General features: G+C 60.0%; 26 protein-coding genes, 1 pseudogene and 1 riboswitch. Of the genes and pseudogenes, 14 read left to right on the top strand and 13 right to left on the bottom strand.

Annotated features, from left to right (window positions below; genetic code table 11):
• Positions 1–49 precede the first annotated feature (49 nt).
• The 7 genes from pal to VNZ65_RS24155 form a co-directional block, all read right to left on the bottom strand.
• Entirely contained in the window at positions 50–571 is a 522-nt protein-coding gene (pal, locus tag VNZ65_RS24185) for a peptidoglycan-associated lipoprotein Pal (protein ID WP_325673649.1), read from the bottom strand.
• Between the two features lie 49 nt (positions 572–620).
• Positions 621–1,904: a Tol-Pal system beta propeller repeat protein TolB gene (gene tolB / locus VNZ65_RS24180; RefSeq protein ID WP_325673647.1), complete on the bottom strand. Its 1,284-nt coding sequence runs from the start codon at positions 1,902–1,904 to the stop codon at positions 621–623.
• Positions 1,905–1,907: 3 nt separating this feature from the next.
• Positions 1,908–2,843 (bottom strand): cell envelope integrity protein TolA, encoded by a 936-nt coding sequence (tolA, locus tag VNZ65_RS24175; protein ID WP_325673645.1) that lies wholly within the window; start codon positions 2,841–2,843, stop codon positions 1,908–1,910.
• Positions 2,844–2,853: 10 nt separating this feature from the next.
• A complete protein-coding gene (locus tag VNZ65_RS24170; protein ID WP_414649211.1) occupies positions 2,854–3,270 on the bottom strand; it encodes an ExbD/TolR family protein in 417 nt (138 codons plus the stop codon).
• Positions 3,271–3,287: 17 nt separating this feature from the next.
• Complete coding sequence (gene tolQ, locus VNZ65_RS24165) at positions 3,288–3,989, bottom strand: protein TolQ (RefSeq protein WP_325673641.1); 702 nt, start codon at positions 3,987–3,989, stop codon at positions 3,288–3,290.
• Between the two features lie 223 nt (positions 3,990–4,212).
• On the bottom strand, positions 4,213–4,671 hold the full coding sequence (ybgC, locus tag VNZ65_RS24160; RefSeq protein ID WP_325673639.1) for a tol-pal system-associated acyl-CoA thioesterase: 459 nt from the start codon (positions 4,669–4,671) through the stop codon (positions 4,213–4,215).
• A gap of 74 nt (positions 4,672–4,745) precedes the next feature.
• Entirely contained in the window at positions 4,746–5,492 is a 747-nt protein-coding gene (locus VNZ65_RS24155) for an SDR family NAD(P)-dependent oxidoreductase (protein ID WP_325673637.1), read from the bottom strand.
• Between the two features lie 314 nt (positions 5,493–5,806).
• On the opposite strand from VNZ65_RS24155, the gene VNZ65_RS24150 reads away from it, so the two are divergent.
• The 12 genes and pseudogenes from VNZ65_RS24150 (at position 5,807) to VNZ65_RS24095 (ending at position 17,899) form a co-directional block, all read left to right on the top strand.
• The gene (locus VNZ65_RS24150) at positions 5,807–8,158 is read left to right on the top strand and encodes a TonB-dependent receptor (protein WP_325673635.1); all 2,352 of its coding nucleotides are present in this window, start codon (positions 5,807–5,809) and stop codon (positions 8,156–8,158) included.
• A 132-nt stretch (positions 8,159–8,290) separates the two neighbouring features.
• A riboswitch (ZMP/ZTP riboswitch) is annotated at positions 8,291–8,419 on the top strand.
• Positions 8,420–8,507: 88 nt separating this feature from the next.
• Positions 8,508–9,755, top strand: a complete 1,248-nt coding sequence (gene glyA / locus VNZ65_RS24145) for a serine hydroxymethyltransferase (protein ID WP_168230657.1) — start codon at positions 8,508–8,510, stop codon at positions 9,753–9,755.
• A gap of 246 nt (positions 9,756–10,001) precedes the next feature.
• Entirely contained in the window at positions 10,002–10,469 is a 468-nt protein-coding gene (gene nrdR / locus VNZ65_RS24140) for a transcriptional regulator NrdR (RefSeq protein WP_061942946.1), read from the top strand.
• A 95-nt stretch (positions 10,470–10,564) separates the two neighbouring features.
• The gene (locus VNZ65_RS24135; RefSeq protein ID WP_325673631.1) at positions 10,565–11,107 is read left to right on the top strand and encodes a GspH/FimT family pseudopilin; all 543 of its coding nucleotides are present in this window, start codon (positions 10,565–10,567) and stop codon (positions 11,105–11,107) included.
• On the top strand, positions 11,101–11,994 hold the full coding sequence (locus tag VNZ65_RS24130) for a PilW family protein (RefSeq protein WP_325673629.1): 894 nt from the start codon (positions 11,101–11,103) through the stop codon (positions 11,992–11,994). The genes VNZ65_RS24135 and VNZ65_RS24130 overlap by 7 nt, the downstream gene beginning before the upstream one ends.
• A 314-nt stretch (positions 11,995–12,308) precedes the next feature.
• Positions 12,309–13,394, top strand: a complete 1,086-nt coding sequence (gene ribD / locus VNZ65_RS24125) for a bifunctional diaminohydroxyphosphoribosylaminopyrimidine deaminase/5-amino-6-(5-phosphoribosylamino)uracil reductase RibD (protein ID WP_325673627.1) — start codon at positions 12,309–12,311, stop codon at positions 13,392–13,394.
• Between the two features lie 16 nt (positions 13,395–13,410).
• The gene (locus tag VNZ65_RS24120) at positions 13,411–14,034 is read left to right on the top strand and encodes a riboflavin synthase (protein ID WP_325673625.1); all 624 of its coding nucleotides are present in this window, start codon (positions 13,411–13,413) and stop codon (positions 14,032–14,034) included.
• Positions 14,035–14,042: 8 nt separating this feature from the next.
• Positions 14,043–14,699, top strand: coding sequence for a Pr6Pr family membrane protein (locus VNZ65_RS24115; RefSeq protein ID WP_325673623.1), 657 nt, complete (start codon positions 14,043–14,045; stop codon positions 14,697–14,699).
• Between the two features lie 138 nt (positions 14,700–14,837).
• Entirely contained in the window at positions 14,838–15,161 is a 324-nt protein-coding gene (locus VNZ65_RS24110; RefSeq protein ID WP_325673621.1) for a virulence factor, read from the top strand.
• Positions 15,162–15,330: 169 nt separating this feature from the next.
• Positions 15,331–15,555: a hypothetical protein gene (locus tag VNZ65_RS24105; RefSeq protein WP_061942937.1), complete on the top strand. Its 225-nt coding sequence runs from the start codon at positions 15,331–15,333 to the stop codon at positions 15,553–15,555.
• Positions 15,556–15,707: 152 nt separating this feature from the next.
• Positions 15,708–17,303, top strand: a pseudogene (locus tag VNZ65_RS24100) (GMC family oxidoreductase).
• Between the two features lie 38 nt (positions 17,304–17,341).
• A complete protein-coding gene (locus VNZ65_RS24095; protein ID WP_325673619.1) occupies positions 17,342–17,899 on the top strand; it encodes a GNAT family N-acetyltransferase in 558 nt (185 codons plus the stop codon).
• A 461-nt stretch (positions 17,900–18,360) separates the two neighbouring features.
• Here VNZ65_RS24095 and VNZ65_RS24090 read toward each other — a convergent pair whose 3' ends face one another.
• The 5 genes from VNZ65_RS24090 to VNZ65_RS24070 form a co-directional block, all read right to left on the bottom strand.
• Positions 18,361–20,133, bottom strand: a complete 1,773-nt coding sequence (locus VNZ65_RS24090; protein ID WP_325673617.1) for a M14 family metallopeptidase — start codon at positions 20,131–20,133, stop codon at positions 18,361–18,363.
• A gap of 263 nt (positions 20,134–20,396) precedes the next feature.
• The gene (locus tag VNZ65_RS24085) at positions 20,397–20,693 is read right to left on the bottom strand and encodes a 4Fe-4S dicluster domain-containing protein (protein ID WP_325673615.1); all 297 of its coding nucleotides are present in this window, start codon (positions 20,691–20,693) and stop codon (positions 20,397–20,399) included.
• A gap of 1 nt (position 20,694) precedes the next feature.
• Positions 20,695–20,997, bottom strand: a complete 303-nt coding sequence (locus VNZ65_RS24080; RefSeq protein ID WP_325673613.1) for a hypothetical protein — start codon at positions 20,995–20,997, stop codon at positions 20,695–20,697.
• 24 nt (positions 20,998–21,021) lie between these two features.
• Entirely contained in the window at positions 21,022–21,597 is a 576-nt protein-coding gene (locus VNZ65_RS24075) for a sigma-70 family RNA polymerase sigma factor (protein WP_325673611.1), read from the bottom strand.
• 76 nt (positions 21,598–21,673) lie between these two features.
• Positions 21,674–22,102, bottom strand: coding sequence for a VOC family protein (locus tag VNZ65_RS24070; protein ID WP_325673609.1), 429 nt, complete (start codon positions 22,100–22,102; stop codon positions 21,674–21,676).
• Between the two features lie 129 nt (positions 22,103–22,231).
• Between VNZ65_RS24070 and VNZ65_RS24065 the strand changes: the two genes are divergently transcribed.
• Positions 22,232–22,627, top strand: a complete 396-nt coding sequence (locus VNZ65_RS24065; protein ID WP_325673607.1) for a DOPA 4,5-dioxygenase family protein — start codon at positions 22,232–22,234, stop codon at positions 22,625–22,627.
• Positions 22,628–22,680: 53 nt separating this feature from the next.
• On the top strand, positions 22,681–23,529 hold the full coding sequence (locus VNZ65_RS24060; protein WP_325673605.1) for an aldo/keto reductase: 849 nt from the start codon (positions 22,681–22,683) through the stop codon (positions 23,527–23,529).
• A gap of 79 nt (positions 23,530–23,608) precedes the next feature.
• On the opposite strand, the gene VNZ65_RS24055 is transcribed toward VNZ65_RS24060, so the two are convergent.
• Positions 23,609–23,960 (bottom strand): hypothetical protein (locus VNZ65_RS24055; protein ID WP_325673603.1); only part of this gene is annotated, 352 nt, incomplete at its 5' end.

Raw genomic sequence — 23,960 nt, 5'->3', positions numbered from 1 at the left:
GCGGCCAGCATGGCCGCAGTCATCGTGGCTTTGAAGAACGTCCGCATCATTATTGATAAACGATGTCTGAGCGGCGGTTTTCAGCGTAGGAAGCTTCGTCGCTGCCGGTTGCCTTAGGCTTTTCCTTGCCCAGCGAAACTGCTTCGACCTGGGTGTCCGACACGCCTAACAGCACCAGCGCCTTGCGCACTGCTTCAGCACGTTTTTGTCCCAGCGCCAGGTTGTACTCGCGGCCGCCGCGGTCATCGGTATTGCCTTGGATGATGATCTTGCGGTTCTTGTGGCTGTTCAGGTACTGGGCATGCGCTTCAACCACAGACTTGAACTCATCCTTGACGATGTAGCTGTCGAAGTCAAAGTAGATGCTGCGCTTGGAGAGGATGCCGCCTGGCTGGTTCAACGGATCGGCGGAGCCGGCGTCAACGGTATTGACGGAGCGGGCGTCGGCGCCGTTGTTGGCGCCGCTATCGACGACCGGGACAGCCTTGTCATCCAGCTTGACTGGGGATGAGCAAGCGGCCAGCAAAATGGCGCTGGCAACGACGAGGGCAAAGTTTCTGATATTTAGCATTTTTAATTCTCCAGAGTGGGAAACGAACGTCGATTCAAATAAAACCTGATTATTTCATGAAAGGACCCCAAGTAGGCTCCCGTATATCGCCTGCCTGCATAGTTAAACGCTGTTTTACGCGGCCGTCAACTGAGACCACTGCCAGCGAACCGCGGCGTCCTGATTCTGTGGCGTACATGATGTACTTGCCATTGGGGGAAAAACTTGGGGATTCATCCTTTACTGTATCCGACAAACGCTGCTCCTGGTTGTTGGACAGATCCAGGACATACAGCTGGAAGCGGCCGCCGCGCTGCGAAATATACGCTAATGTCTTGCCGTCCGGTGAGATCCGCGGGCTGATGTTGTAGCTGCCGCCGAAGGTCACGCGCTGGGCGTCCCCGCCGCTGGCGCTCATCTTGTAGATCTGCGGGCCGCCGCTGCGGTCGCTGGTGAAGTAGATGCTCTGGCCGTCGGCCGAGAATTGCGGTTCGGTGTCGATGCCGTTGGTCTGGGTCAGGCGGCGCAGGTTGCCGCCGTCGCTGTTGACCACATAGACCTGGGTCAGGCCGTCGCGCGCCAGCGCAATCGCCAGCTTGCTGCCGTCCGGCGACCATGACGGCGCCGAATTGCTGCCCTTGTAGTTGGCCACCACGATGCGCTGCTTGGTGATCAGGTTCTGCACATACACCACCGGCTTCTTCGCTTCGAACGAAACGTAGGCGACCTTGGTGCCGTCCGGCGACCAGGCCGGCGAGATGATCGGTTCATTCGAGCGCAAGGCCACTTGCGTGCCTTCGCCGTCGGAATCGGCGACTTCCAGGCGGTATTCCTTGCCGGCCTTGATGATGTAGGCAATCCGGGTCGCGAAGGTGCCGCGTGCGCCGATCAGCTTTTCATAGATATCGTCGGCGATCTTGTGAGCGGTGACCCGCGTGTACTGTGGCGCGGCAGCCATCGCCATGGCCGACAGCTGGGCCGACTTGACGGTGTCCAGCAAGCGGTAGCGCACGTCGAAGCGGCCGTCGGCCAGGCGCTGCACGCTGCCGATCACCAGGGCGTCGGCGCCGCGCGCTTTCCAGTCGGGCAGGTTGACCTGGGTGGCTTCCGAGATGACGTCGCCGGTGTCGATGATCTTGAACATGCCGCTGCGCGCCAGGTCGGCCTTGATGATGGCGGTGACCTGCTGCGGCGCCAGGTTTTCGTCGCTGAAGCCGGCGATCGCGATCGGGATCTGGCTGGCGCCGACGCCCGAGGTTTCGATGCGCAGCTGGGCCTGGGCCGGGACGCTGGCGACCAGCGCGCTCACTGCAAGTCCGAGGACTGCGAATAATTGATGCAATTTGTTTTTCATGGCTTACTGATCTTTCGGTCTATGAATTCCGGTAAAGCCGGATGGCACGGCGCCGGTCTTGTTGTCTTTCGGATAAGGCGCAGATTTCTCAATCGCACGTTTCACCGCTTCGTCAAAACCGGACACTCCGGAGGATTTCTTCAGTCGAATGCTTGCTATCGACCCATCCGGGAGCAATTGGACATCGAATTGCACATCAGGGTTTCCGGCCAGGCCTTCAGGGACATTAAAGATAATGTTCGACTTGATCTTGGCGCCCACCTTCTGTCCATAGCCAGGATCGCCGCGCGGCCCTTGCGACTGGGCAGCGGTGCCAGTGCTGTTGGCTGCGCCGTTGCCGACGGCTTGGCCCATCATGCGCTTCAATTCATCGCTGCGGCGCTTGGTTTCAGCGGCGGAATCGGCTGCCTGTTTCTTCTTGGCGGCGTCGGCTTCCAGTTTTTTGGCAGCATCCTGCTTCTGCTTTTCCTGGGCAGCGGCCTTGTCCTTGGCGGCTTTTTGCTCGGCGTCTGCTTTCAGCTTGTCCTTGCGCTCTTCCTCTGCTTGCTCTTTTTGCAATTTCTGTTGTTTTTCCAGTTCTTCCTGGCGTGCCTGGTCCTTGCGTTCCTGTTCCTTACGCTTCTTTTCCTTTTCCAGCGCAATCTCAGGATCTGGCAGCGGCGGCGGCACCACCTTCGGCGGCGCGGTTTCCTGCACTACCGGCTCCGGCTTCGGCTCGGGCGTAGGCTGCGGCACCGGGGTCGGTTCCGGCGCCGGCGGCGCGGCTTCCTTGATGTCCGGGCTCCAGACTTCCGCTTCGACGGCGATCGGCTGCTGGCTCTGCCAGTGAATGCCGAACCACAGGAAAGCGAACAGGGCGGCATGCACTGCCGCTGCTAGGATGATGGCGCGGATGCTGCCGGGTTCTTTTGGTACGGAATACGGGGAGTTGCCTGTCATAACCAGATCGTCACTTTGTCGCCAGTCCGACGCGGTTAATGCCAAGCATCTTGGCCTCGGAAATGACCTGGATCACTTCATCGTACTTGATATCCTTGTCGGCCGAAATCATCACCGGCATCTCAGGCTTGTCGGCGTGCAGGGCTTGCAGCTTGCGTTTCAGGCCGTTGCGCGGCACCGTTTCCGCGACGCTGGTGCCGCTCTTCTGGCCATTGATGCGGACGCTGGTCTGCTGGTCGGGCTTGAGGGTGATCTCGATATATTCGGTCGGCGGCGTCGCCGATTTCGCCGCATTCGGCAAATTGATCACGCTCGGATTGGTGAGCGGCGCCGAGACCATGAAAATCACCAGCAGCACCATCATCACGTCGATATACGGCACGACGTTGATTTCCGCCTTGAACTTGCGGGGACGGCCCCCGCGCATTGAGGATGAGCCGGACATTAGCGGGCCTGACGTTGCAAGATGTTGGAGAATTCTTCGATGAAGCTTTCAAAGCGGATCGCCAGGCGGTCGACGTCGTGCGAGAAGCGGTTGTAGGCAACCACTGCAGGAATCGCGGCAAACAGGCCGATGGCGGTGGCGATCAAGGCTTCGGCAATACCCGGCGCGACGGCTGCCAGGGTAGCTTGCTGCACATTGGCCAGGCCGCGGAACGCATTCATGATGCCCCATACGGTGCCGAACAGGCCGACGTAGGGCGAGACCGAACCGACCGAGGCCAGGAACGCCAGATGCGATTCCAGCGCATCCATTTCACGCTGGTAAGCCGCGCGCATCGCGCGCCGGGCGCCATCCAGCAAGGCAGCCGAATCGTTGCCGCCTTTGTTGCCGAGCGAAGCCTTGACCTTGTTGAACTCGTCCATGCCGGCTTCGAAGATGCGTTCCAGGGCGCCGGTCTGGCTGGCGCCTTTGCGGCGGTTCGAGGTAGCGTCCTGGTACAGGGTGGCCAGGTTGCCGCCGGACCAGAAGGCGCGTTCGAATTCTTCGGTTTGCCGGCGCGCGCTGCGGATCGCGAACATCTTCCGGAAAATGTAGGTCCAGCTCATCACGGAGACCGCCAGCAGCAGCGCCATGACCAGCTGTACTAATACAGATGCGTTGGTAATAAGGGTGATAAACGAAAGATCTTGGGTGACAGTCATGGATAGCGGTCTTGAGGAATGGTCTTAGGTTTAAGTAAAAGACTTAAACAGCGAATTGTAAACGTAAAGTGCCTGCCGCCAAATTAGCAATTGATGAAGGAATTGTTACCGGACGTTATCGCTTGCCCCGGGTTTGTTGCAATGTTGCTCAGACCATACATAGGGCAGGAAGGTTCAAGAGTTGCTTTCGTGAACTATTCTGTCGAATACATTAAAGCAAGCTTTATGCCGCTGCCGCCGCGACAGGGCCGGCGCCGGGCTTGATTTTGTGCAGCACCTGCTTCGGAATGCCTTGCGGCCGGAACGTGGCGGCATTGACGCAGGCCACGCTGATGCGGCCGGTCGCCAGCAGGGTCGGTTTGTCCTCGCCCAGGCGCCAGGCTTGCTGGATGAAGTCGACGCTGGCGCGGCCCAGGCGCTCGATCACGACCGTCAGTTCCAGTTCATCATCCAGTTTGGCCGGCGCGTGATAGTCAACGCTGGTGCTTTTGACGATGAACATGACGCCGTCAGTCTGTTCCAGGGTGCGCTGGCCGACACCGGCCGCGCGCAGCCATTCCGTGCGCGCGCGCTCGAAAAATTTCAGATAGTTGGCGTAAAACACCACGCCGCCGGTATCGGTGTCTTCGTAATAGACGCGGATGCGCCAGTGAAAGTCCGGCTGGGAGGTGGTCTGGCTCATCGTCTGTAGTGTTCTTGTGTATGGGGGAATCGGCTTGGCAGGGTGGGCACGCTGTGCCCACCCTGCACCATTGGTTAGTTACGTTTGATGCTCATGCCGGCAAAACCCTGGCAGGTCGGCATCATCTCGATGCGATTGATGTTGATATGCGGCGGCAGGGTGGCGACCCAGAACGCGGTGTCGGCGATATCGCCTGGGGTAAGCGGCTGCGTGCCTTCATAGACCTTGGCTGCCGCTTCGTCGTTGCCGCGATAGCGTACGTTCGAGAATTCGGTGCCGCCGCACAGGCCGGGGGCGATATCGGTGGCGCGCACGCCGGTGCCGACCAGGTCGGCGCGCAGGTTGAGCGTGAACTGCTTGACGAAAGCCTTGGTGGCGCCGTACACATTGCCGCCCGGATAGGGATAGGCGCCGGCGATCGAGCCGAGGTTGATCACCGTGCCGCGGCCGCGCGCCACCATGCCTGGCAACACCAGGCGCGTCATGGTCACCAGCCCTTTGCAGTTGGTCTCGATCATGGTTTCCCATTCTTCCAGCGAAGCCTGCTGCGCAGATTCCACGCCCAGCGCCAGGCCGGCATTGTTGACCAGGACATCGATTTCCTGCCACGCCGCCGGCAGCGCTGCCAGCGCGCTGCTGATCGAGGCTTTGTCGGTGACATCCATGACGATAGGCAAGACTGCCGCGCCCAGTTCGGCAGCCAATTGATCCAGCCGGTCCTTGCGGCGGCCGGTGGCAATCACCTGATGGCCATTTTTAGTGAATTTACGTGCCATTTCGGCGCCAAAGCCAGATGTTGCGCCAGTTATCAAGACAATCATGGTCGATGCTCCTATTGTTGCAATACGCCGAGGCCCAACTTATTGCCTACGGGCCCGAAGCGGGAAATTGTAGCCCAATTCGGCGAAGGGGCTGTCGACAAACTGGGGCTGGGATGGGTGGCGGCGCCGAAGATTGTCACTTCGTGGCCGCGCCTGCCATGCTTGCTTTGGTGCAAATTGCACCAGAACATGACAGCAGCCCGTGCGCGTCCTGTGATTTCGGGCCGGACCGGCGAAATATTGCGTGGCATAAATATTGCTGAAATGGGATTTCCAGCGCTGGGCATTGCTGAATGTTATAGGAGACCACAACGATGACAAAGAAACGCTATTCCGGAAGTTTGACCTGCGCGCTTGCCATGGCGGCAGCTTCGTCCACCTTATGGATGGCCGGCGCCGCCGCGCAGCAGGCTGCCGATAGCGCCGCCGATACGGCTGACGTGCCTGGCGCAAAAAAATCGGCGCGTTCGAGCGAACAGCTCGAATCGGTGGTGGTCACCGCGCAAAAGCGCAAGGAAGATGCGAGCAAAGTGCCCTTGAGCATCTCAGTGATCAGCGGCGAAGACTTGCAGGCTTCGCACATCAACGATTTTTCCGATTTGACGCGGGCCGTGCCGAATGTCTCGTTCTCCGGCGCCAGCGGCTCCGGCGCCGGCCTCAGCAACATCGAAATCCGCGGCATCAGCTCGGCGGCCGGTTCGGCCACGGTCGGCGTCTACCTGGACGACGTTTCGATGACTACCCGCAATCTGTACAGCCTCGGCAGTTCCGAACCGAAGTTCTTCGACATCGACCGCATCGAGGTGCTGCGCGGTCCGCAAGGGACCTTGTACGGCGCCAGTTCGATGGGCGGTACCATCAAGTTCATCAGCAACCAGCCCAATCTGAAGGAGCGCGAAGCCAGCGTCTATTCGGAAGTGTCGGGAACCTCCGGCGGCGGCACCAACTACACCGCCAACGGCGTCGTCAACCAGCCGCTGATCCCAGGCGAACTGGCGCTGCGCATTGGCGTCCAGACCGGCCATCAGAGCGGCTATATCGACCAGGTCTCGCCGACCACCGGCAGCGTGATTGCCAGCGGCATCAACGCGCAGGATTCGAACGTGGTCAAGCTGGCCATGAAATGGGCGCCGACGCCGCAGCTCAGCCTGACGCCCTCGGTGTTCTACCAGGAAGTCAATTCCAAGGACATCGACGCTTCCTACCTGGATTTGCCGAAAAACCAGACCAGCAAACTGGTGCGCGAGCCGGGCAACGACCGCCTGCTGGTGCCTAGCCTGACCATCAACTACGATATGGGCATGGCTGACCTGGTGTCGGTTTCCAGCTTTTACCAGCGTACCTTCAACCGTACCCAGGACGGTACTACCGTGAATAACCTGGGGTCGGCAGTGCCGGACACGCCGCCCGGCCTGGCGGCAGCCATCGGCGCCTTGCCGTCGGCGGTCTACCTGCAAAACCAGGTGCGCCAGTTCTCGCAAGAGTTGCGCGTCGCCTCCAAGCCGTATGACCAGAAGGTCTCGCCGTTCACCTGGCTGGGCGGCGTTTACTACGCCAACCTGCATACCAACGTCACCGATAACGAACCGATTTTCGGCTTGAATGCGACCTATGCGGCGTTCGGCGCCAATCCGGCCGATCCGGGCCAGCTCGGGATCGCTTTCCCCAACGATAATTCGTATTTCAGCGAGCGCCACTACCATACCGAGCAAGAGGCGGTATTCGGTGAGCTGAGCTACTACTTCGTGCCTAGCCTGCACGCCACGGTCGGCATGCGCTATCTGCAAGCTACCGACAGCCTGACCCGCAACGGCGACTATTACTGGAACGGCGGCCCCACCAGTTCCGCGGTCAGCACCAAGTCGTCGGCGTTCACGCCGAAATTCTCGCTGAGCTGGGAAATCGATCCCAACAATACCGTGTATACCTCGGCCACCGAAGGTTTCCGCCTGGGCGGCAACGACCGCCCGATCCCGGCTTCGCTGTGCGCCGCCGATTTCGCTAACCTCGGCATCACCGAAGCGCCGACCTCGTTCAAGTCGGACAAACTGTGGAGCTACGAGCTGGGCAACAAGTCGCGCCTGCTCGGCAACCGCCTGCAAGTCAATGCCGCCTTGTTCTACATCAAGTGGAACGGCTTGCAGCAGGATGTCACGCTGCCAGGCTGCGGCTTCGATTATGAAACCAATGTCGGCAACGCCAGCAGCTATGGCGCCGAATTCGAGATCAAGGCCAAGCCGACTTCCAACATCGTGCTCGGCCTTTCCGGCGGCTACACCAATGCCACTTTGTCATCCGACGTGCCATCCTTGCATGCGCACGCCGGCGACCCGATCCAGGGCGTTCCGAAATACAACGCCACCTTGACCGGCCAGTACAATTTCAACCTGCCTGGCGATTATTACGGCTTCGCGCGCGCCGCCGCGCACTGGACCGGCAGCAGCCACGGCACGCTGGTGGCGACCGACCCGGATTACCAGCGGCCGGCCTACAGCACCTTCGACGCCAGCATCGGCGCCACCTTCGACCGCTGGGAGCTGACCTTGTTTGTCAAGAATGCATTCAATAACGACAAGGTGATCCAGCGTCCGAACGTGCAGTCGGTATCGGAAGGCTACCGGCTTGATCCGCGCACCATAGGGATCAGCCTGGCGGGTAAGTTATAACTCTCTATCATCGTTGTCTTTTTAGTAAATTCCGTGCAAAAGCCGCCCTTCGGGGCGGTTTTTTTTATGCGGCGCCAAAGCCCGGGCCAATCTTGCTCAAATCGAGTGCTTCGCTTACAATAAGCGCACCATTTCGTCTCACGTGACTGGCGAAAAAAACCATACCGCCGCAGGTTCAAAAAATCGCGGCAGGCATTGGCAAAAGGTGGGCATCCACCGGGAAGCGTGAGATTTCATCCGCCGTGCGCCTGGGCAGCCCGAATGGAAAGTACGACTGAGGCTGCCGCATTCCCCTAATTTTCTGGCCCTCATTCGATTTAGGCAGACCCTTATCGATTGGAGTATTAACATGTTCGAGAAAAACCATACCTTAGCCAATGTCGATCCGGAATTGTGGAGCGCCGTCCAGAAAGAAAACCATCGCCAGCAAGAACACATCGAGCTGATTGCATCGGAAAACTACACCTCGCCAGCCGTCATGGAAGCGCAAGGCACGCAGCTGACCAACAAGTACGCTGAAGGCTATCCAGGCAAGCGCTACTACGGCGGCTGCGAATTCGTCGACATCGCCGAGCAGCTGGCGATCGACCGCGTCAAGCAACTGTTCGGCGCCGAAGCCGCCAACGTGCAGCCGAATTCCGGTTCGCAAGCCAACCAGGGCGTGTTCTTCGCCATGCTGAAACCAGGCGACACCATCATGGGCATGTCGCTGGCGGAAGGCGGCCACCTGACCCACGGCATGGCATTGAACATGTCCGGCAAGTGGTTCAACGTGGTGTCCTACGGCTTGAACGAAAAAGAAGAAATCGATTACGAAGCCTTCGAGCGCCTGGCGCACGAAAAGAAGCCGAAGCTGATCATCGCCGGCGCTTCTGCTTACGCCCTGCGCATCGACTTCGAGCGCATGTCCAAGGTCGCCAAGGCAGTCGGCGCCTATTTCATGGTCGACATGGCGCACTACGCCGGCCTGATCGCAGCCGGTGAATACCCTAACCCGGTGCCGCACGCCGACTTCGTCACCTCGACCACCCACAAATCCCTGCGCGGTCCGCGCGGCGGCATCATCCTGATGAAGGCCGAGTTCGAGAAGGCCATCAATTCGGCGATCTTCCCTGGCATCCAGGGCGGTCCGCTGATGCACGTCATCGCCGGCAAGGCAGTGGCGTTCAAGGAAGCGCTGACGCCGGAATTCAAGGCTTACCAGCAGCAAGTGGTGAAGAACGCCGATGCCTTGGCGAAGACACTGATCGCACGTGGCTTGCGCATCGTTTCCGGCCGCACCGAGTCGCACGTCATGCTGGTCGACCTGCGCGCCAAGAAGATCACCGGCAAGGAAGCCGAAGCGATCCTGGGTTCGGCGCACATGACTTGCAACAAGAACGCCATCCCTAACGATCCGGAAAAGCCGTTCGTCACTTCCGGCATCCGTGTCGGTAGCCCGGCGTTCACCACCCGCGGCTTCAAGGAAGCGGAAGCCGTCAAGGTCGGCAACCTGATCGCCGACGTGCTGGACAATCCGCACGATGCAGCAACCATCGAACGGGTCAAGGCCGAAGTCAAGAAACTGACCGATGCGTTTCCGGTGTATGCAGCTTAATACCGTAGTCTGATGTACTGAGCGCCGGCATGTCTTCGGACCGGCCGGCAATCAGGGAAATGATGGGCCCGTTGCAGCTTTATCTCTGCACGGGCCCTAGTACCAAGTAAGACCAAGCAAGACCAAGTGAGATCAAGTAAGCCTCAATGAAATACCGGTTGTCAACGACCGGCGCGTGGCCCCGAATAGGAATAATGTAGAGATGTCCAGCCAGCCAGCCGCAATCACCTTCGGATTACTGCCATCATGAAATGTCCATTCTGCCAGCATGAAGAAACCCAGGTGCTCGACACCCGCGTGTCGGAAGAGGGCGATTCGATTCGCCGCCGGCGCCGCTGCATGCATTGCGACAAACGCTTCACTACCTTTGAGCGGATCGAGCTGGCGATGCCGGTGATCGTCAAGAAAAACGGCAGCCGTACCGATTTTGACCCGCTCAAGCTGCGTGCCAGCCTGATGCTGGCCCTGCGCAAGCGTCCGGTTTCGGTGGAGGCGCTGGATGAGGCATTGCAGCGCATCAAGGACAAGCTGCTCTCTAGCGGCGAGCGCGAAGTGTTGTCTGGCCATGTCGGCGAGCTGGTGATGCGCGAACTGAAACGGCTGGACAAGATCGCTTATATCCGCTTCGCCTCGGTCTACAAGAGCTTTGAAGATGTCGCCGAATTCCAGAACATGATCGAAGAATTCTCCGGACCGCCGAGCCGAAGGAAGTAATTCCTTAAATAAGCCAGCGCCGCGACTAGCGGCGCTATTTTTTTGTCAGAATGCTTGTCTGAAATGAAAGTCTTCAGATAAACAGGAGGCAAACGATGTCTTTTCCACGATCGCCTGAGCAAGCCTTGCCGCGGCAGGACGGCATCACCTTGACGGAAGCCTTGGTCACGCTGGCGATCATGGGCATTCTGCTGGCCCTGGCGCTGCCATCCATGCGCGCATTCGTGATCCAGAACCGGCTGGCGGCGGAAACCCGCTTGCTGATTGCCGCGCTGACGCTGGCGCGCAACGAAGCCGTCAAGCGCGGCCGCGCGGTGCAGGTCTGCCGCAGCAGCAACGCCGATGCGCTCGACGCACGCTGCAGCGGCGCCGCCAGCGGCGATCGCGGCGGCGCCGACTGGGGCGCGGGCTGGCTGGTGCTGGCGGCCGACAGCCGCCAGGTACTGCAGCGGCAAGGCGAACTCGACGTCAATACGCAGGCGCAGGCCGGCCGCACCACGATTACCTATAACGCCAGCGGCAACGCCAGCGCCAGCTTCGCCAAGGTGGTATTCAGCCACAACGGCGAGTTTGCGCGCACGGTATGCATCGCCGCTTCCGGCCGCATTGGCCTGAAGCACGACAGCAGTGCATGCTGAAGTCAATGCGGCAGCGCGGTTTTTCGCTGGTGGAACTGCTGGTGGCGATGACGCTGGGCACGGCGCTGGTCTTGTTGAGCAGTACACTCTATCTCGGCAGCAAAGCCGACTTCCGCCTGAACGATGAAAAGCTGCGGCTGCAGCAGGACGGCAGCCATGCCATGGGTGTGATGGAGCAGAATCTGCGACAGGCCGGTTTTGGCAACCTGGCCTCGGCGGGCAATCTGGCTGTCACTGATTTCATCGAAGCGGACGGCCAGCCGGCGCAAGGCTTGCGCGGCTGCGCGCACGGTTTTGCCAGGCCGCTTGGTCCGGGCAAGGATTTTTCCTGTGGCAGTGAAGCCGGGATGGCTGCTTTTGAAGTGGCTTACCGCACGGACGACTATGCCGATCCCGCCAGCGGCGCCGGGGCGGATTGCAACGGCAGCAAGGTGGCGCCGATGGCGGTGCCGGCAGATCATCCGGCGTACCGCTTAAGGCCGCAGGTCAGCATCGCGAGGAACCTATTCTTCGTCGCCAGCCGCAGTGGCAGCTCGGCCAGTGTCTTGTATTGCCAGGGCAACGGCAACGACAGCGCGCAACCGCTGCTCAATAATGTCGAACAATTGCAGCTGACCTATGGCGTGGCGGCGGCAGGCGACGCGAGCCCGCGCCGGTGGCTGGACGCCGACCAGGTCACGGCGCTGTCGGATGACCAGCGGGCCAACTGGAAAAGAGTGATCAGCGCCCGGCTATGTCTGCAGATTCGCGGAGAACAGAAGGTCAGCGCTGAAGCGCAGCATTATGTCGATTGCGATGGCGCCGCGCGGGTGGCGGACGACCGCAGCCTGCGCCAGGTCTTCACCAGCACCGTCACGCTGCGCAACCAGGCCGCCGCCGGTCCGTAGCCGCTAATCCCCTATATGATATTTTATTGGGAGCTCATCATTCACGACATAGTCGCAGAAAATGGACAGAGCCATGTGGGGTCAGAGTGAACTTTCTGCAAAAAGCACGCAGAAAGTTCACTCTGACCCCAGTTAGCTACGCAGAAAGTTCACCCTGCCTCCAGTAAGCTGCGTAGCTTAAGCACGACGAAAACCAGCTTACGATTTTTCGCGCTTTATGAAATTCTCAATAATTGGCGGTGGCGCCGCCATATTTTGTACAATCGCTGCATATCCTCTTTCTGATCGCCCACTATGCTTTTCCTGTCCACGCCATGACCCAGGCTGAAATCTTCATGTCGCAAGCCTTGCAGCTTGCTGAAAACGGCTTGCTCTCGAGTGCGCCCAATCCTGCCATCGGCTGTGTGATCGTCAAGGATGGCCAGGTGATCGGCAGCGGTTTTACCCAGCCGCCCGGCGGCAACCATGCCGAAATCCAGGCTTTGCAGGATGCCGCCGCCAAAGGGCACGATGTACGCGGCGCCACGGTATATGTGACGCTGGAGCCGTGCAGCCATTTCGGCCGCACCCCGCCTTGCGCCGATGCGCTGGTGCGCGCCGGCGTCGGCACGGTGGTGGCGGCGCTGGAAGATCCCAATCCGCTGGTGGCGGGGCAGGGCATGGCGCGCCTGCGCGCGGCCGGCATCGCTGTCGAATCGGGCGTGCTGGCGACGGCGGCGCGCGAACTGAATATCGGCTTCTTCACCCGCATGCAGACCGGCAAGCCCTGGGTCCGGCTCAAGGTGGCCGCCAGCCTGGATGGCAAGACTGCGCTGTATAACGGCCTGAGCCAGTGGATCACGTCCCAGGCGGCGCGCGACGACGGCCACATGTGGCGTGCCCGCGCCGGCGCCATCCTGACCGGCATCGGCACCGTCAAGGAAGACAATCCCCAGCTCACGGTGCGCACCGTCAAGCTGGCGCGGCAGCCGCTGCGGGTGATTGTTGACAGCAAGCTAAGCATCAGCCCGGAGGCCAAGATCCTGGCCGGGGGCGGCAACCTGATCTTTACCGCCAGCGTCGATGCCGCCAAGCAAGCCATGCTGGAGCAGCAGGGCGCCGAGGTGGTGGTGCTGCCGAATCCGAGCGGCAAAGTAGATTTGCCGCAAGTCATCCTCGAGCTGGGCAAGCGCCAGATCAATGAATTGCACGTGGAAGCCGGTTCCAAGCTGAATGCTTCGCTGCTGCGCGAGCATTGCGTGGACGAGCTGCTGGTCTACCTGGCGCCGGCCATCCTGGGCGACGGCCGCGGCATGTTCAGCCTGCCCGCGCTGGAAAACCTGCAGGATAAAATTACCCTGAAATTTCACCAAATCGAGCAAATCGGCGAGGATTTGCGTATCCTTGCACGATTCCATTAATTTTCTGATTGCTATCATGTTCACTGGTATCGTCGCCGCTGTCGGCAAAATCACTTCCGTTAAACCTCTGGGCAGCATGGCCGAAGACGGCGTCCGGCTGGCGGTTGACGCCGGCGGCCTGGCCTTGGCCGATGTCGCCTTGGGCGATTCGATTTCTCTTAACGGCGCCTGCATGACCGTGGTCGCCAAGACTGCCACCACGTTTGAGGTGGATGTCTCGCGCGAAAGCCTGAACTGCACCGTCGGTCTCGACGCCAGCGGCGAAATCAACCTGGAAAAGGCGCTCACCCTGGCCGACCGTCTCGGCGGCCATCTGGTGTCGGGTCACGTCGACGGCCTCGGCCGCGTCGAAAAATTCGAGCCGGTGGGCGAGTCCTGGGAACTGGTGATCAAGTCCGCGCGCGACCTTGCCAAGTATTTCGCCTACAAGGGCTCGGTCGTGGTCAACGGCGTCTCGCTGACGGTCAACCGGGTCGACGACGTCGCCGACGGCTGCCTGTTTTCGATCAATCTGATTCCGCATACGATTGAAGTGACCGCGCTCAAGCATCTGCAGGTGGGCAAGCAAGTCAACCTGGAAGTCGACCTCATCGCCCGCTATGTCGAGCGCATGCTGAGCCTGGAGCAGGGCGTCGCCTGAAGCTGTCCATGAATAAAAATACTCCCCTGGCGCCGCGCCTGCTGCTGCTCCTGATTGCGCTGATTGCGTGGTTCGCCATCATTTCGCAATTCTCGATTTCGGTGCCCCTGCTGCTGGCCAAGGGCATGACGTATGGCGAAGCGGTGTGGCGCATGTTCGGCTACCTGACCATCCTCACCAACGTCCTGGTGGCAGTTGCCTGCACTGTGCTGCTGCTGAAACCGGAGTCGCTGCCCGGCCAGTATTTTGCGCGTCCCGGAGTGCAGACCGCGGTCACCCTGTACATCCTCTTTGTCGGTCTCGGCTACAACCTGCTGTTGCGCAACCACGCGCCTTTCACCGGCCTGCACCGGCTGTCCGACGAGGGTTTGCACACGGTGGTGCCGCTGCTGTATGTCTTGTACTGGTCCTTGTTCGTGAACAAGCAAGGCTTGCAGGCCAAGGACAGCCTGCTGTGGCTGATCTATCCGCTGGCGTATTTCGTGATGGCGATGCTGCGCGGTGGCTCCTCCGGCTTCTATCCCTATCCTTTCCTGAATGTCACCAATCTGGGCTACGCCCGCGTGATGGGCAATGCCGCCATGCTGCTGGTGGGGTTTTTCGTGATCGCGCTGGGGCTGGTCGCCGTCGCCAGATTCAAGCGCAACGAACTGCTTGCCGATTAGCTTACAGGTGTCGGCAAAAGGCCACAGTTTTCCTATAGCGATACATGTTGTTACAGGCCTTACGACTTCTGCGTGGCGATGTTGCTGAAATTTAGGTTAAATATAGTTATGTTTAACCCAGAGACATCGAGAACTGCCATGAAAAAGACCATGCGCCTTACCCTGCTTGGATTGCTCGCCGCTAGCGGCCTGATGTTGTCGGCGACGCCCGCATTTGCCGCCCGCTGGTCGGTCAATGTCGGTGTCGGCGTGCCGGGCTACTATGCGCCTGCGCCGGTGATCGTGGCGCCGCCGCCGGTCTACTACGCGCCGCCGCCGCCGATCTATGTGCGCCCTGCGCCGGTCGTGGTGTACGGCGCCCCCGGCTACTATCCTCCTGGCTACTATGGCTATGGCCGCCCGGTCTACTGGCGCGGCCGCGGCTGGCACGACCACTGGCATGACCGCGGCTGGCGCCGTTGATAGGGCCGGACTGAAAGTATGGCAATATAGCGTGGCGGGCTAGGCTCGCCACGCTGGCGCCGCAGTCCAGTGCGGCGTGACTAAAAACAGACACCCCGCATTTTACTGTATGCATATACAGTACTTATGGTACAGTTCAATCTCCTTCAACGAGATTGGAAATGCTGCCATGACGAACTTGGATATTACCTCCGGCTCCCGCTTTGGTATGGAGTCCACCCCTTCCTCAATCATGATGCGTTTCGGCAAGCGCGAGCTGTTCATCTGCCGCGATTTCTATAAGCGCATGTATCGAAGCAATCCTGTAGTCGAGTGCAACGCCGGCATCCAGCCCGGCCATCTGGAAATCCTGCTGTTCCGCAAATGGCTGGTCGTCATGTCGAAAGCACACTGAATCCGGTAAATAATGCACTGATCATTTTGTGTAATTGAAACAATTGCTCTAGCTCACCACGTAGCGTGATTTTCCCGTAGCTGTTAAATTTGTTGCATCGGCCGGCTCAGCCTGCTGCATGCAATACCAATAACAAGACCGGGAGACGCGACGTGGATCAAGAGTTCGACTTTGTGGTGGTAGGCGGCGGTTCTGGCGGCTGTGTGATGGCCGGGCGTCTGACGGAAGATCCTGCGCTATCGGTCTGTCTGCTGGAAGCCGGCGGCAGCGGCGATAGCTGGGCGGTGAAAATGCCGGTCGGCGCGCTCAGCATGGTGCCCACCAGGCTCAATAACTGGGCCTTCGAAACCGTGCCGCAAGCCGGGCTTGACGGCCGCCGCGGCTACCAGCCGCGCGGCAGGACACTGGGCGGTTCCTCCGCGATCAACGCCATGGTCTACATCCGCGGCCACCGTTCGGACTACGATCGCTGGGCGCAGCTGGGCAACAGCGGCTGGTCCTTCGACGATGTGCTGCCGTATTTCAAGAAATCAGAGCATAACGAGCAGTTTGACAACGTCTGGCACGGACAGGGCGGTCCTTTGTGGGTCAGCGACTTGCGCACCGACAATCCCATCCACCAGCATTACCTGGAAGCCGCGCGCCAGGCCGGCTATCCGCTCAGCGCGGACTTCAATGCCGATCATCAGGAAGGCCTGGGCGTGTACCAGGTGACGCAAAAGAACGGCGAGCGCTGGAGCGCCGCGCGCGCCTATCTGCTGCCGCACCTGGGACAACGCAGCAATCTCAGCGTGCTGACCGGCGCCTATACCGAGCGCCTGATCATGGAGCAGGGGCGTGCGGTTGGCGTCGAAGTGCGGCATGGCGGCCAGTTGCGTACGCTGCGTGCGCGGCGCGAAGTGATCCTGTCGGCCGGCGCTTTCCAGTCGCCGCAGATCCTGATGCTGTCCGGCATAGGCGACGGCACCGAGTTGCGCAAGCTGGGCATCCAGGTGCAGCACCACTTGCCCGGCGTCGGCAAGAACCTGCAAGACCATCCCGACTTTGTGTTTTGCCATAAATCGGACAGCCTGGATACGTTCGGCATTTCCGCCAGCGGTTCGCTGCGCATGTTCAATGAGCTGCAGCGCTTCCGCCATGAACGGCGCGGCATGTTGACCAGCAATTTCGCCGAGTGCGGCGGCTTCCTGAAGACGCGGCCGGAATTGCCGGCGCCAGACCTGTAGCTGCATTTCGTCATCGCCTGCGTCGAAAACCATGCCCGCAAGCTGCACTTTGGCCATGGCTTTTCCTGCCATGTCTGCCTGCTGCGTCCGCGCAGCAAAGGCGAGGTCAGGCTGCGCAATACCAATCCGCAGGATGCGCCGCTGATCGACCCGAATTTCTTCGGCGATCCGCAAGACCTGGAAGACATGGTGGCGGCATTCAAGATGACCCGCAAGCTGCTGGATGCGCCGGCGCTGGCCGCCTACAGCAAACGCGACATACGCACCGCAGGAGTGGAGTCCGACGAGCAGATCCGCGCCGTGCTGAAGACTTATGCGGATACGGTCTATCATCCGGTTGGCAGCTGCAAGATGGGCACCGACCCGGCCGCCGTGGTTGATCCGACCTTGAAGGTGCATGGCATACGGGGTTTGCGGGTGGTGGATGCGTCGATCATGCCGACCCTGATTGGCGGCAATACTAACGCGCCGACCATCATGATTGCCGAAAAGGCCGTGGATTTCATCCGGCAGGGGCGTTGATGGCGGACGATCAACAGCAGGATTACAGAAGATTGCCAGTGACAGAAATCGACTTGAAGCCGGCGGAAACTGTATTGTCGACCGCACGCCTGATCCTGGAACCTCTGCAGGCCGGGCATGCGGAGCTACTGTTTGCGCATCTGAGCGACAGCGCGCTGTACACCTATATACCGCAGCAACCGCCGGCATCGGCGGGCGCCCTGGCCGAACGTTACCAGCGGCTGCAAAGCCGTCGTTCAGCCGACGGTTCAGCCATCTGGCTGAACTGGGCAGTACGGCTTGCCGGCAGTGACGAATATGTCGGCTATGCCCAGGCCACCGTCGAAGCGGATGGTCAGTCGATGCTGGCGTATTTTGTCTTTACGCCCCATCAGCGCCAGGGTTATGCGGTGGAAATGTGCACGAAAGTGCGGGACTACCTGTTCCGAGCCTTTGACGCCAACTCGGTATATGTCCTGATCGACACGCGCAACCAGGCATCCATTGCCTTGGTGGAAAGTATGGGCTTCCAGCGCGAGGCTCTGCTACCCAACGCCGATTATTTCAAGGACAGCAGCAGCGACGAATACCGCTATCGCTACGCGAAATCCACCTGAGCAACAAGTTGTATCTGTCTGTGTGGGTGCAAAACAACGCTATGTTGCGGCGCAAGATGACTGTTAAAGTGTTTTGGCCCAGTATCACTTTCACGCAAAAAAGAGTCCATCTCTCTAGAGGTGAGGAGACAGGGAAAGCCCGCATCGTTAAAGATAGCGGGCTTTTTATATGGGGAAATGGAAAGATAGCGGCCGTGTTATTCATGAAGCTGATAGTAGGCATCAGAAATAAGAATTGGCAATATGTGCAGCGTTTTTATATGCTGCAATGCATCAACACTACCAATTCTTTTCGGAGCCCTGCCATGAACTTTCTTCAAACTTTGCCGCTGCTGGCCGTTGTCGCTGCTTTCGCCCTGCGTTTCTACCTGTCCCGCAAAGCCGGCGGCGGTTCGCAAGAGTAATTGCTTGCCGCGCCGGCTAGCCAGTCATGGTTAGCAGACACGACACTTGCACCATGTTTACCCCGGCACCACGTCGGTACGCATCACCGGGTAAAGATTGAAGCGTTCGTCCCAGGATGAATGCCGGCGTGCGAAAAACTCCAGCCGTGCTGCCGGATCCTTGGCAAATTCAGGATCGTCGGCCAGTTTCTTCTTGAACTCGGCCGCCAGCGCCGGATCCGCCGCCAGTTGCGCGCGCGCGACATCTTCGGCGACATACGCTTCCATATATTCCTTCTTCTCGAAGGCGTTGTTGAAACGGCCCCAGGCTGCCAGCGAATCCGGCGCCTGTGGTTCCAGCAGCGCCATCACCAGCCGCGCCTTGGCTTGCGCGATCGGCACGAACAGGGCGCCGGCGCCGAGGTCGCGCGTTTCCTTATGCCAGGCGCCCTGTAGCTTGAGCACCTGGTGACTCTCCATCGACTGCGCATCAAACGTGGTTTTGGTGGCGCGGAAGGTTTCCAGATCGGCCCGGTTCAGCGCCGCCGGCAATACGCGGAAAGCGATCCCGTGCTGCCGCAGTTTTTCGCCGACCCAGGCGGCATGCGCTGCCGGCACCAGGTAACCGGCCTGCGGCGCATTGACGCTCAGCTTCGGCTGCAGGTCGTCGCGCACGGTGACATTCCAGATCTGCGGCTTACTCTCATCGTAGCGTGTCATCAGCGCACCCGAGATATCCGACTGCGTACGCGTATATTCATAACCGCGGAACGCCACCGGACGGGTTTTTTCGCTTGCTTCATAGCTCAGCACGACCGGCTGGCCGCCCAGCCTGGCGGCGCGCAGGTCGGCCTGCTGCGCATTCTTCAGCCAGGCGTCGCCATGCGCGGCGATCTGCGCCATGATCGAGACGATGGTGTTGTGCGTGATGCGCACCCGGGTCGGATAGTCTTTCCAGGAATGGGTCTCGACCAGCATCCCGAAGCGGTTGCGCAGATGGAAATAGCCGGTGGAAAAGCGCGGCGGCGAAACGTCGTCGACAAAACCGGAACTAGGATCGTCATCCACCTTGAACGACATGTAGAACGGCAGCGGCAACGAGCCCTGCCTGCTCAAATCGCTGATGACGGCGTCGCGCAGCGCCTCGCCATCCTTGCGCTGGGCCAGGTCGCTGGCATGCACCGGTTCGACCTGGATCGACACGTCATGCTCGAACTTGGCGCCGTCGGTGACATGCAGGTCGATATAGGCCAGCGGATCCCAGCGGTTGACCAGCTGCAGCATAGCTTGCATTTCCGGCGCATCGGCTTTCGCATAATCGCGGTTGAGATTGAAATTCTGGCCGGTGGTGCGCCAGCCCATTTCTTCCGGACCGCGCTGGTTAGGGCGGTTCCAGCGGCCAAAGCGCTCATGGCCATCGATATTGAAGACCGGGACGAAAATCAGCACCTGCTTGTTCAGCACGCTGTCGGCGGAAGTGTCCTGCAACGCTTCACGCAAGGCGAGGAAGCCGGCATCCTTGCCGTCGATCTCGCCGGCATGGATGCCGCCCTGTATCAGCAGCACCGGCAAGTTGCGCTGGTGCGCGGCTTCCGCGCTCAGCGCGCCGCTGCGCGAAACGATCAGCGCCAGCATCGGCCGTCCTTCCGGCGTGCGGCCGAACTCGGTGCAGCGCACCTGCTTAGGATAGGTTTTCTGAAAAGCGGCGCACAGCGCAATGACTTCTTCGTAGCGCCCGGTTTGCTGGAAACCGGAGCGCTCGGCGACGGTGCTCAAGGGATCGCTGGCAGCGGTGACGAGGGGAGTAACGGTGAGAGTAAGCAGGGCAGACAGTACGGCAGAACGCAGCATGAATCGGGCTCCATTGGTTTGGATAGCATCCGTGCAGTGTTTCGTAGCTAATGACACTTTATAAACGGCGTCTGGCCGACCGCGTCTTTTCGCGCCATGCGTCGTTGCAAATCCTCGCGATAGTCTTACTATCGCTCCGGTTCGCGCCTAGCCTGACGCGAAAATCCACCATTTCTAAAGCGCCATTAGCTACGAAACACTACACGAGCGGAATGTAGCTTCGATTTTAGCGCGCCCGCTGAAATATTGCTTGGAGGCACTGATCAGGCCGCCCTGGTCAGGCTGATCGCCTTTTCCGGACAGGCCGTCACGCACAGACCGCAAGCGCGGCAAGCATCGGCATTCGGCGTGTAAGCCACCTGCATGCCGTGCACGCGCAGCTTGAACTTGTTCAGCGGCCCCAGCGGCTGGTAATCGGCGGCGTCGATGCGGCGGATCTCAAACACGTTTTCCGGACAGACTGCCACGCAATCGGCCTTGCCCTCGCAGCGTTTGAAATTCACCACCGGCACGATGACGCCAGGCAGCTGCTTGCAGTTTGCTTCAGCAGGCTTGCTCATGTCATTTGCCGCCGCCGCGGAACATGCGCATGCCATCCTTGAATTTTGCCCGTTCTTCTTCAGTCATCTGTTCCCAGCGCTGGCGATGATGACCGCCATGCCAGCCGCCACGGCCGCGGAAACCACCGAACAGGATGCGGCACAAGACCAGCAGGCCGATGGCGCGCAGGAAGTCGATCTGCTGCACGCCGGCGAACAGCGACGGCAGCAGCCAGTTCCACAGCGACATCACGATCCAGCCCAGCACGGCGATGCCGAGCAAGACCAGCGGCACGATTTTCAGGAACTTCCATTTTCTGTTCATTTCCATTGCTCCTTCACTTTCTCATTACAAATCGAATTCGTCGTAGATTTCCTGCAGGCGCAAGCGCAGATGCAGCACGGCATAGCGCTTGCGCGCCAGCAGCGTATTGACGCTCTCGCCGCTCTCCGCCGCCAGTTGCTTGAAGCTGCGCCGTTCCAGTTCATGAGCGATGAACACCTCGCGCTGCTTTGGCGGCAGTTCGTCGAGCGCATCCTGCAGCGCGTCCAGCAGGATGCTGCGCGCATAGGCGGCTTCCGGGCCGGCGTCCGCCTGCGGCAGCAGATCGTCTATGCCGCTGTCGTCATCGTCACCGAGCTCTTCAGCCTCCGGCAACTGCTGTTCTTTTTTCTTGCGGAAGCGGTCGACGATACGGTTGCGCGCCACGCGGAACAGCCAGGCGCCCACCTGTTCTATCGGCTCCGGCAGGCGGCTGGCTTCCACCAGTTCCTGGAACACGTCCTGCAGCACGTCTTCCGCCTCGTTGGCGTCCGCCATGCGCTGGCGGATGAAGCTGCGCAGCCTTGCCGTTTCGCGCAAGACGGTGTCGGTTATTTGCTTGTCGGATGCGGCCATCAGGTCAGGGGTCAGCGTCGTTGCCATACTGTGAAGACGTATCACAGACGGAAATATTGTATCGGCCGGAGATTTAAATGCGGCACTGACCCCGGGGAAGGGATTATTTGGCGAACAACTGCTTCAGATCCTTGAACGCCTTGAATTCCAGCGCATTGCCGGAAGGGTCGCAAAAGAACATGGTGGCTTGTTCACCGGGCTCGCCCTTGAAGCGGATGTAGGGCTCAATCACGAACTTGACTTGCGCTGCCTTCAGCCTCTCGGCCAGCGCCTGCCACTGCGCCATGCTCAGCACCACGCCGAAATGGCGTACCGGCACATTCTTGCCGTCGACCGCACCGGTGCCGGCGATGGCGGTTTCGCCGGGAGCGAGGTGGGCGACAATCTGATGCCCGTACAAGTCGAAATCGATCCAGGCATCGGAGCTGCGGCCTTCCGGACAACCGAGCAAGCCGCCATAGAATGCGCGTGCCGCGGCGAGATCGTTGACCGGGAAGGCGAGGTGGAACGGCGGAATCGATGTGTCAGTCATGGCATGTCCTCGCAGGTAGCTGATGGGGAAGGAAAGTACAGGATAGGCGAAGCAAAATGCGCTGTAAAATGATTTGCGTCTCAGGCCGACCCTGGCAGTTCCATCATAAACCTGCACACTGAAAACAACATGGATGACAAAAACGCTCCTTACCACGCCCATATCTATTACCGGCTCGATCAGCGCGCTGCCGCCGAAGCCATCCACCTGCGCCTGAGCGAACTGACACAGCCCGGAGGCGTAGCGCCTATCCTGTTTGTTGGCCAGCTGCGCGACCAGAAGGCCGGCCCGCATCCGATTCCCCAGTTCGAAATCCATTTTACAAAAGAACATCTCGCGGCCATTGTCCCGCTGCTTGAAGCCTCGGGATTAACGGTGCTGGTGCATCCGCTCACCGACGACGACCTCGCCGACCACACCAGCCTGGGGCACTGGATAGGAGAGCCGATCGAACTCGATCTTGCGCCGCTTGATCCGCCCGGCATGAACAAGGGCATCGCCCGCTTCGGCAAAACCGATTTTTAGCACGTGTGCATTGAGCAGACCATCGCAAGGGATGGAAAACAGAGGGCCAGCCAATGAAAACTTTGCTTTTGCCATCAGGCGCCGCCATCCCCGTACTGGGGCAGGGAACCTGGTACATGGGAGAAGACCAGGCTCAGAGAAAGCGTGAAATCGACGCGCTGCGTCTGGGCCTCGATCTTGGCATGACCCTGGTTGACAGCGCCGAGATGTATGCCGACGGCGGCGCCGAGGAAGTCGTGGGTGCAGCCATTGCAGGGCGGCGCGACGAGGTGTTCCTGGTCAGTAAGGTCTATCCGCACAACGCCGACAGGCGCGGCATGCAAGCCGCATGTGAGCGCAGCCTGCGGCGGCTCGGCAGCGACCATATCGATCTCTACCTGCTGCACTGGCCCGGCTCGGTGCCGCTGGCGGAAACGCTGGCAGCATTCGAATCGCTCAAGCAGGCAGGAAAAATACGCGACTTCGGCGTCAGCAATTTCGACAGCGCCGCCATGCAGGAAATGACTGAACTGCCTGGCGGCGGGCAGGTGGCGGTCAACCAGGTACTCTACAACCTGAAGCGACGCGGCGTCGAGTGGGATCTGCTGCCTTGGTGCCGCGAACGCGCAATGCCGGTGATGGCGTATTCACCGCTGGAATCTTCCGCCGACGAGCAGCGGCGCATGCTCGGCAATCCGCAGCTGCAGGCGGTCGCCAGGCGGCACGACGCCAGCCCGGCGCAGATCGCCCTGGCCTGGCTGCTGCAGCAGGAACAGGTCGTCGTCATCCCCAAGGCGGTCAATCCGGCCCATGTGCGCGAGAACCGCGCCGCGCTGGATATCGTGCTTACGGCGCAGGATCTTGCCGAGCTTGACCAGGCATTCCCGCCGCCGCGGCGTGCCCATCCCTTGGACATGCGATAGGCGCAGCAGTTTTCAATCAAAGAAGCGGGCTGCGCAATCGTCTTGATTGAATCGCCCGCCGGGTGCACCCTCAATTTTGTTAAGGGAGATTCAGCGCGCTCTTGAGAGATGCTGCTGCCTCCAGGTTCAAGTACGGCATAGGGTCTTTCAGTTGCAAGCCTTTTGGAATCACGAAACCGTAACTCCAGTTCTTGTTTCCAGTTGTCCGCTGGATAATGGCGAATTTCGCGCCTGCATTAATCGCGCCCTGGACAATGAAAAGCGGGCGCAAGCGAGCGTATGCGTCCACATCGATGGAAGGCGGAAATGATATTTCCAGATAGTTGTGCGGGCCATAGGTTTTTTGGACGTAACTAGCCACCCCGGTCTGTAGCGAGGTCGCTGGATTGAACTGGCACTGGTTGCTCTGGAGCCTGCTGGTGTCGTAGATG

This window comes from Collimonas sp., assembly GCF_035566555.1.
GTDB lineage: Bacteria > Pseudomonadota > Gammaproteobacteria > Burkholderiales > Burkholderiaceae_D > Collimonas.
This window is presented reverse-complemented; position numbering and strand designations above follow the sequence as displayed.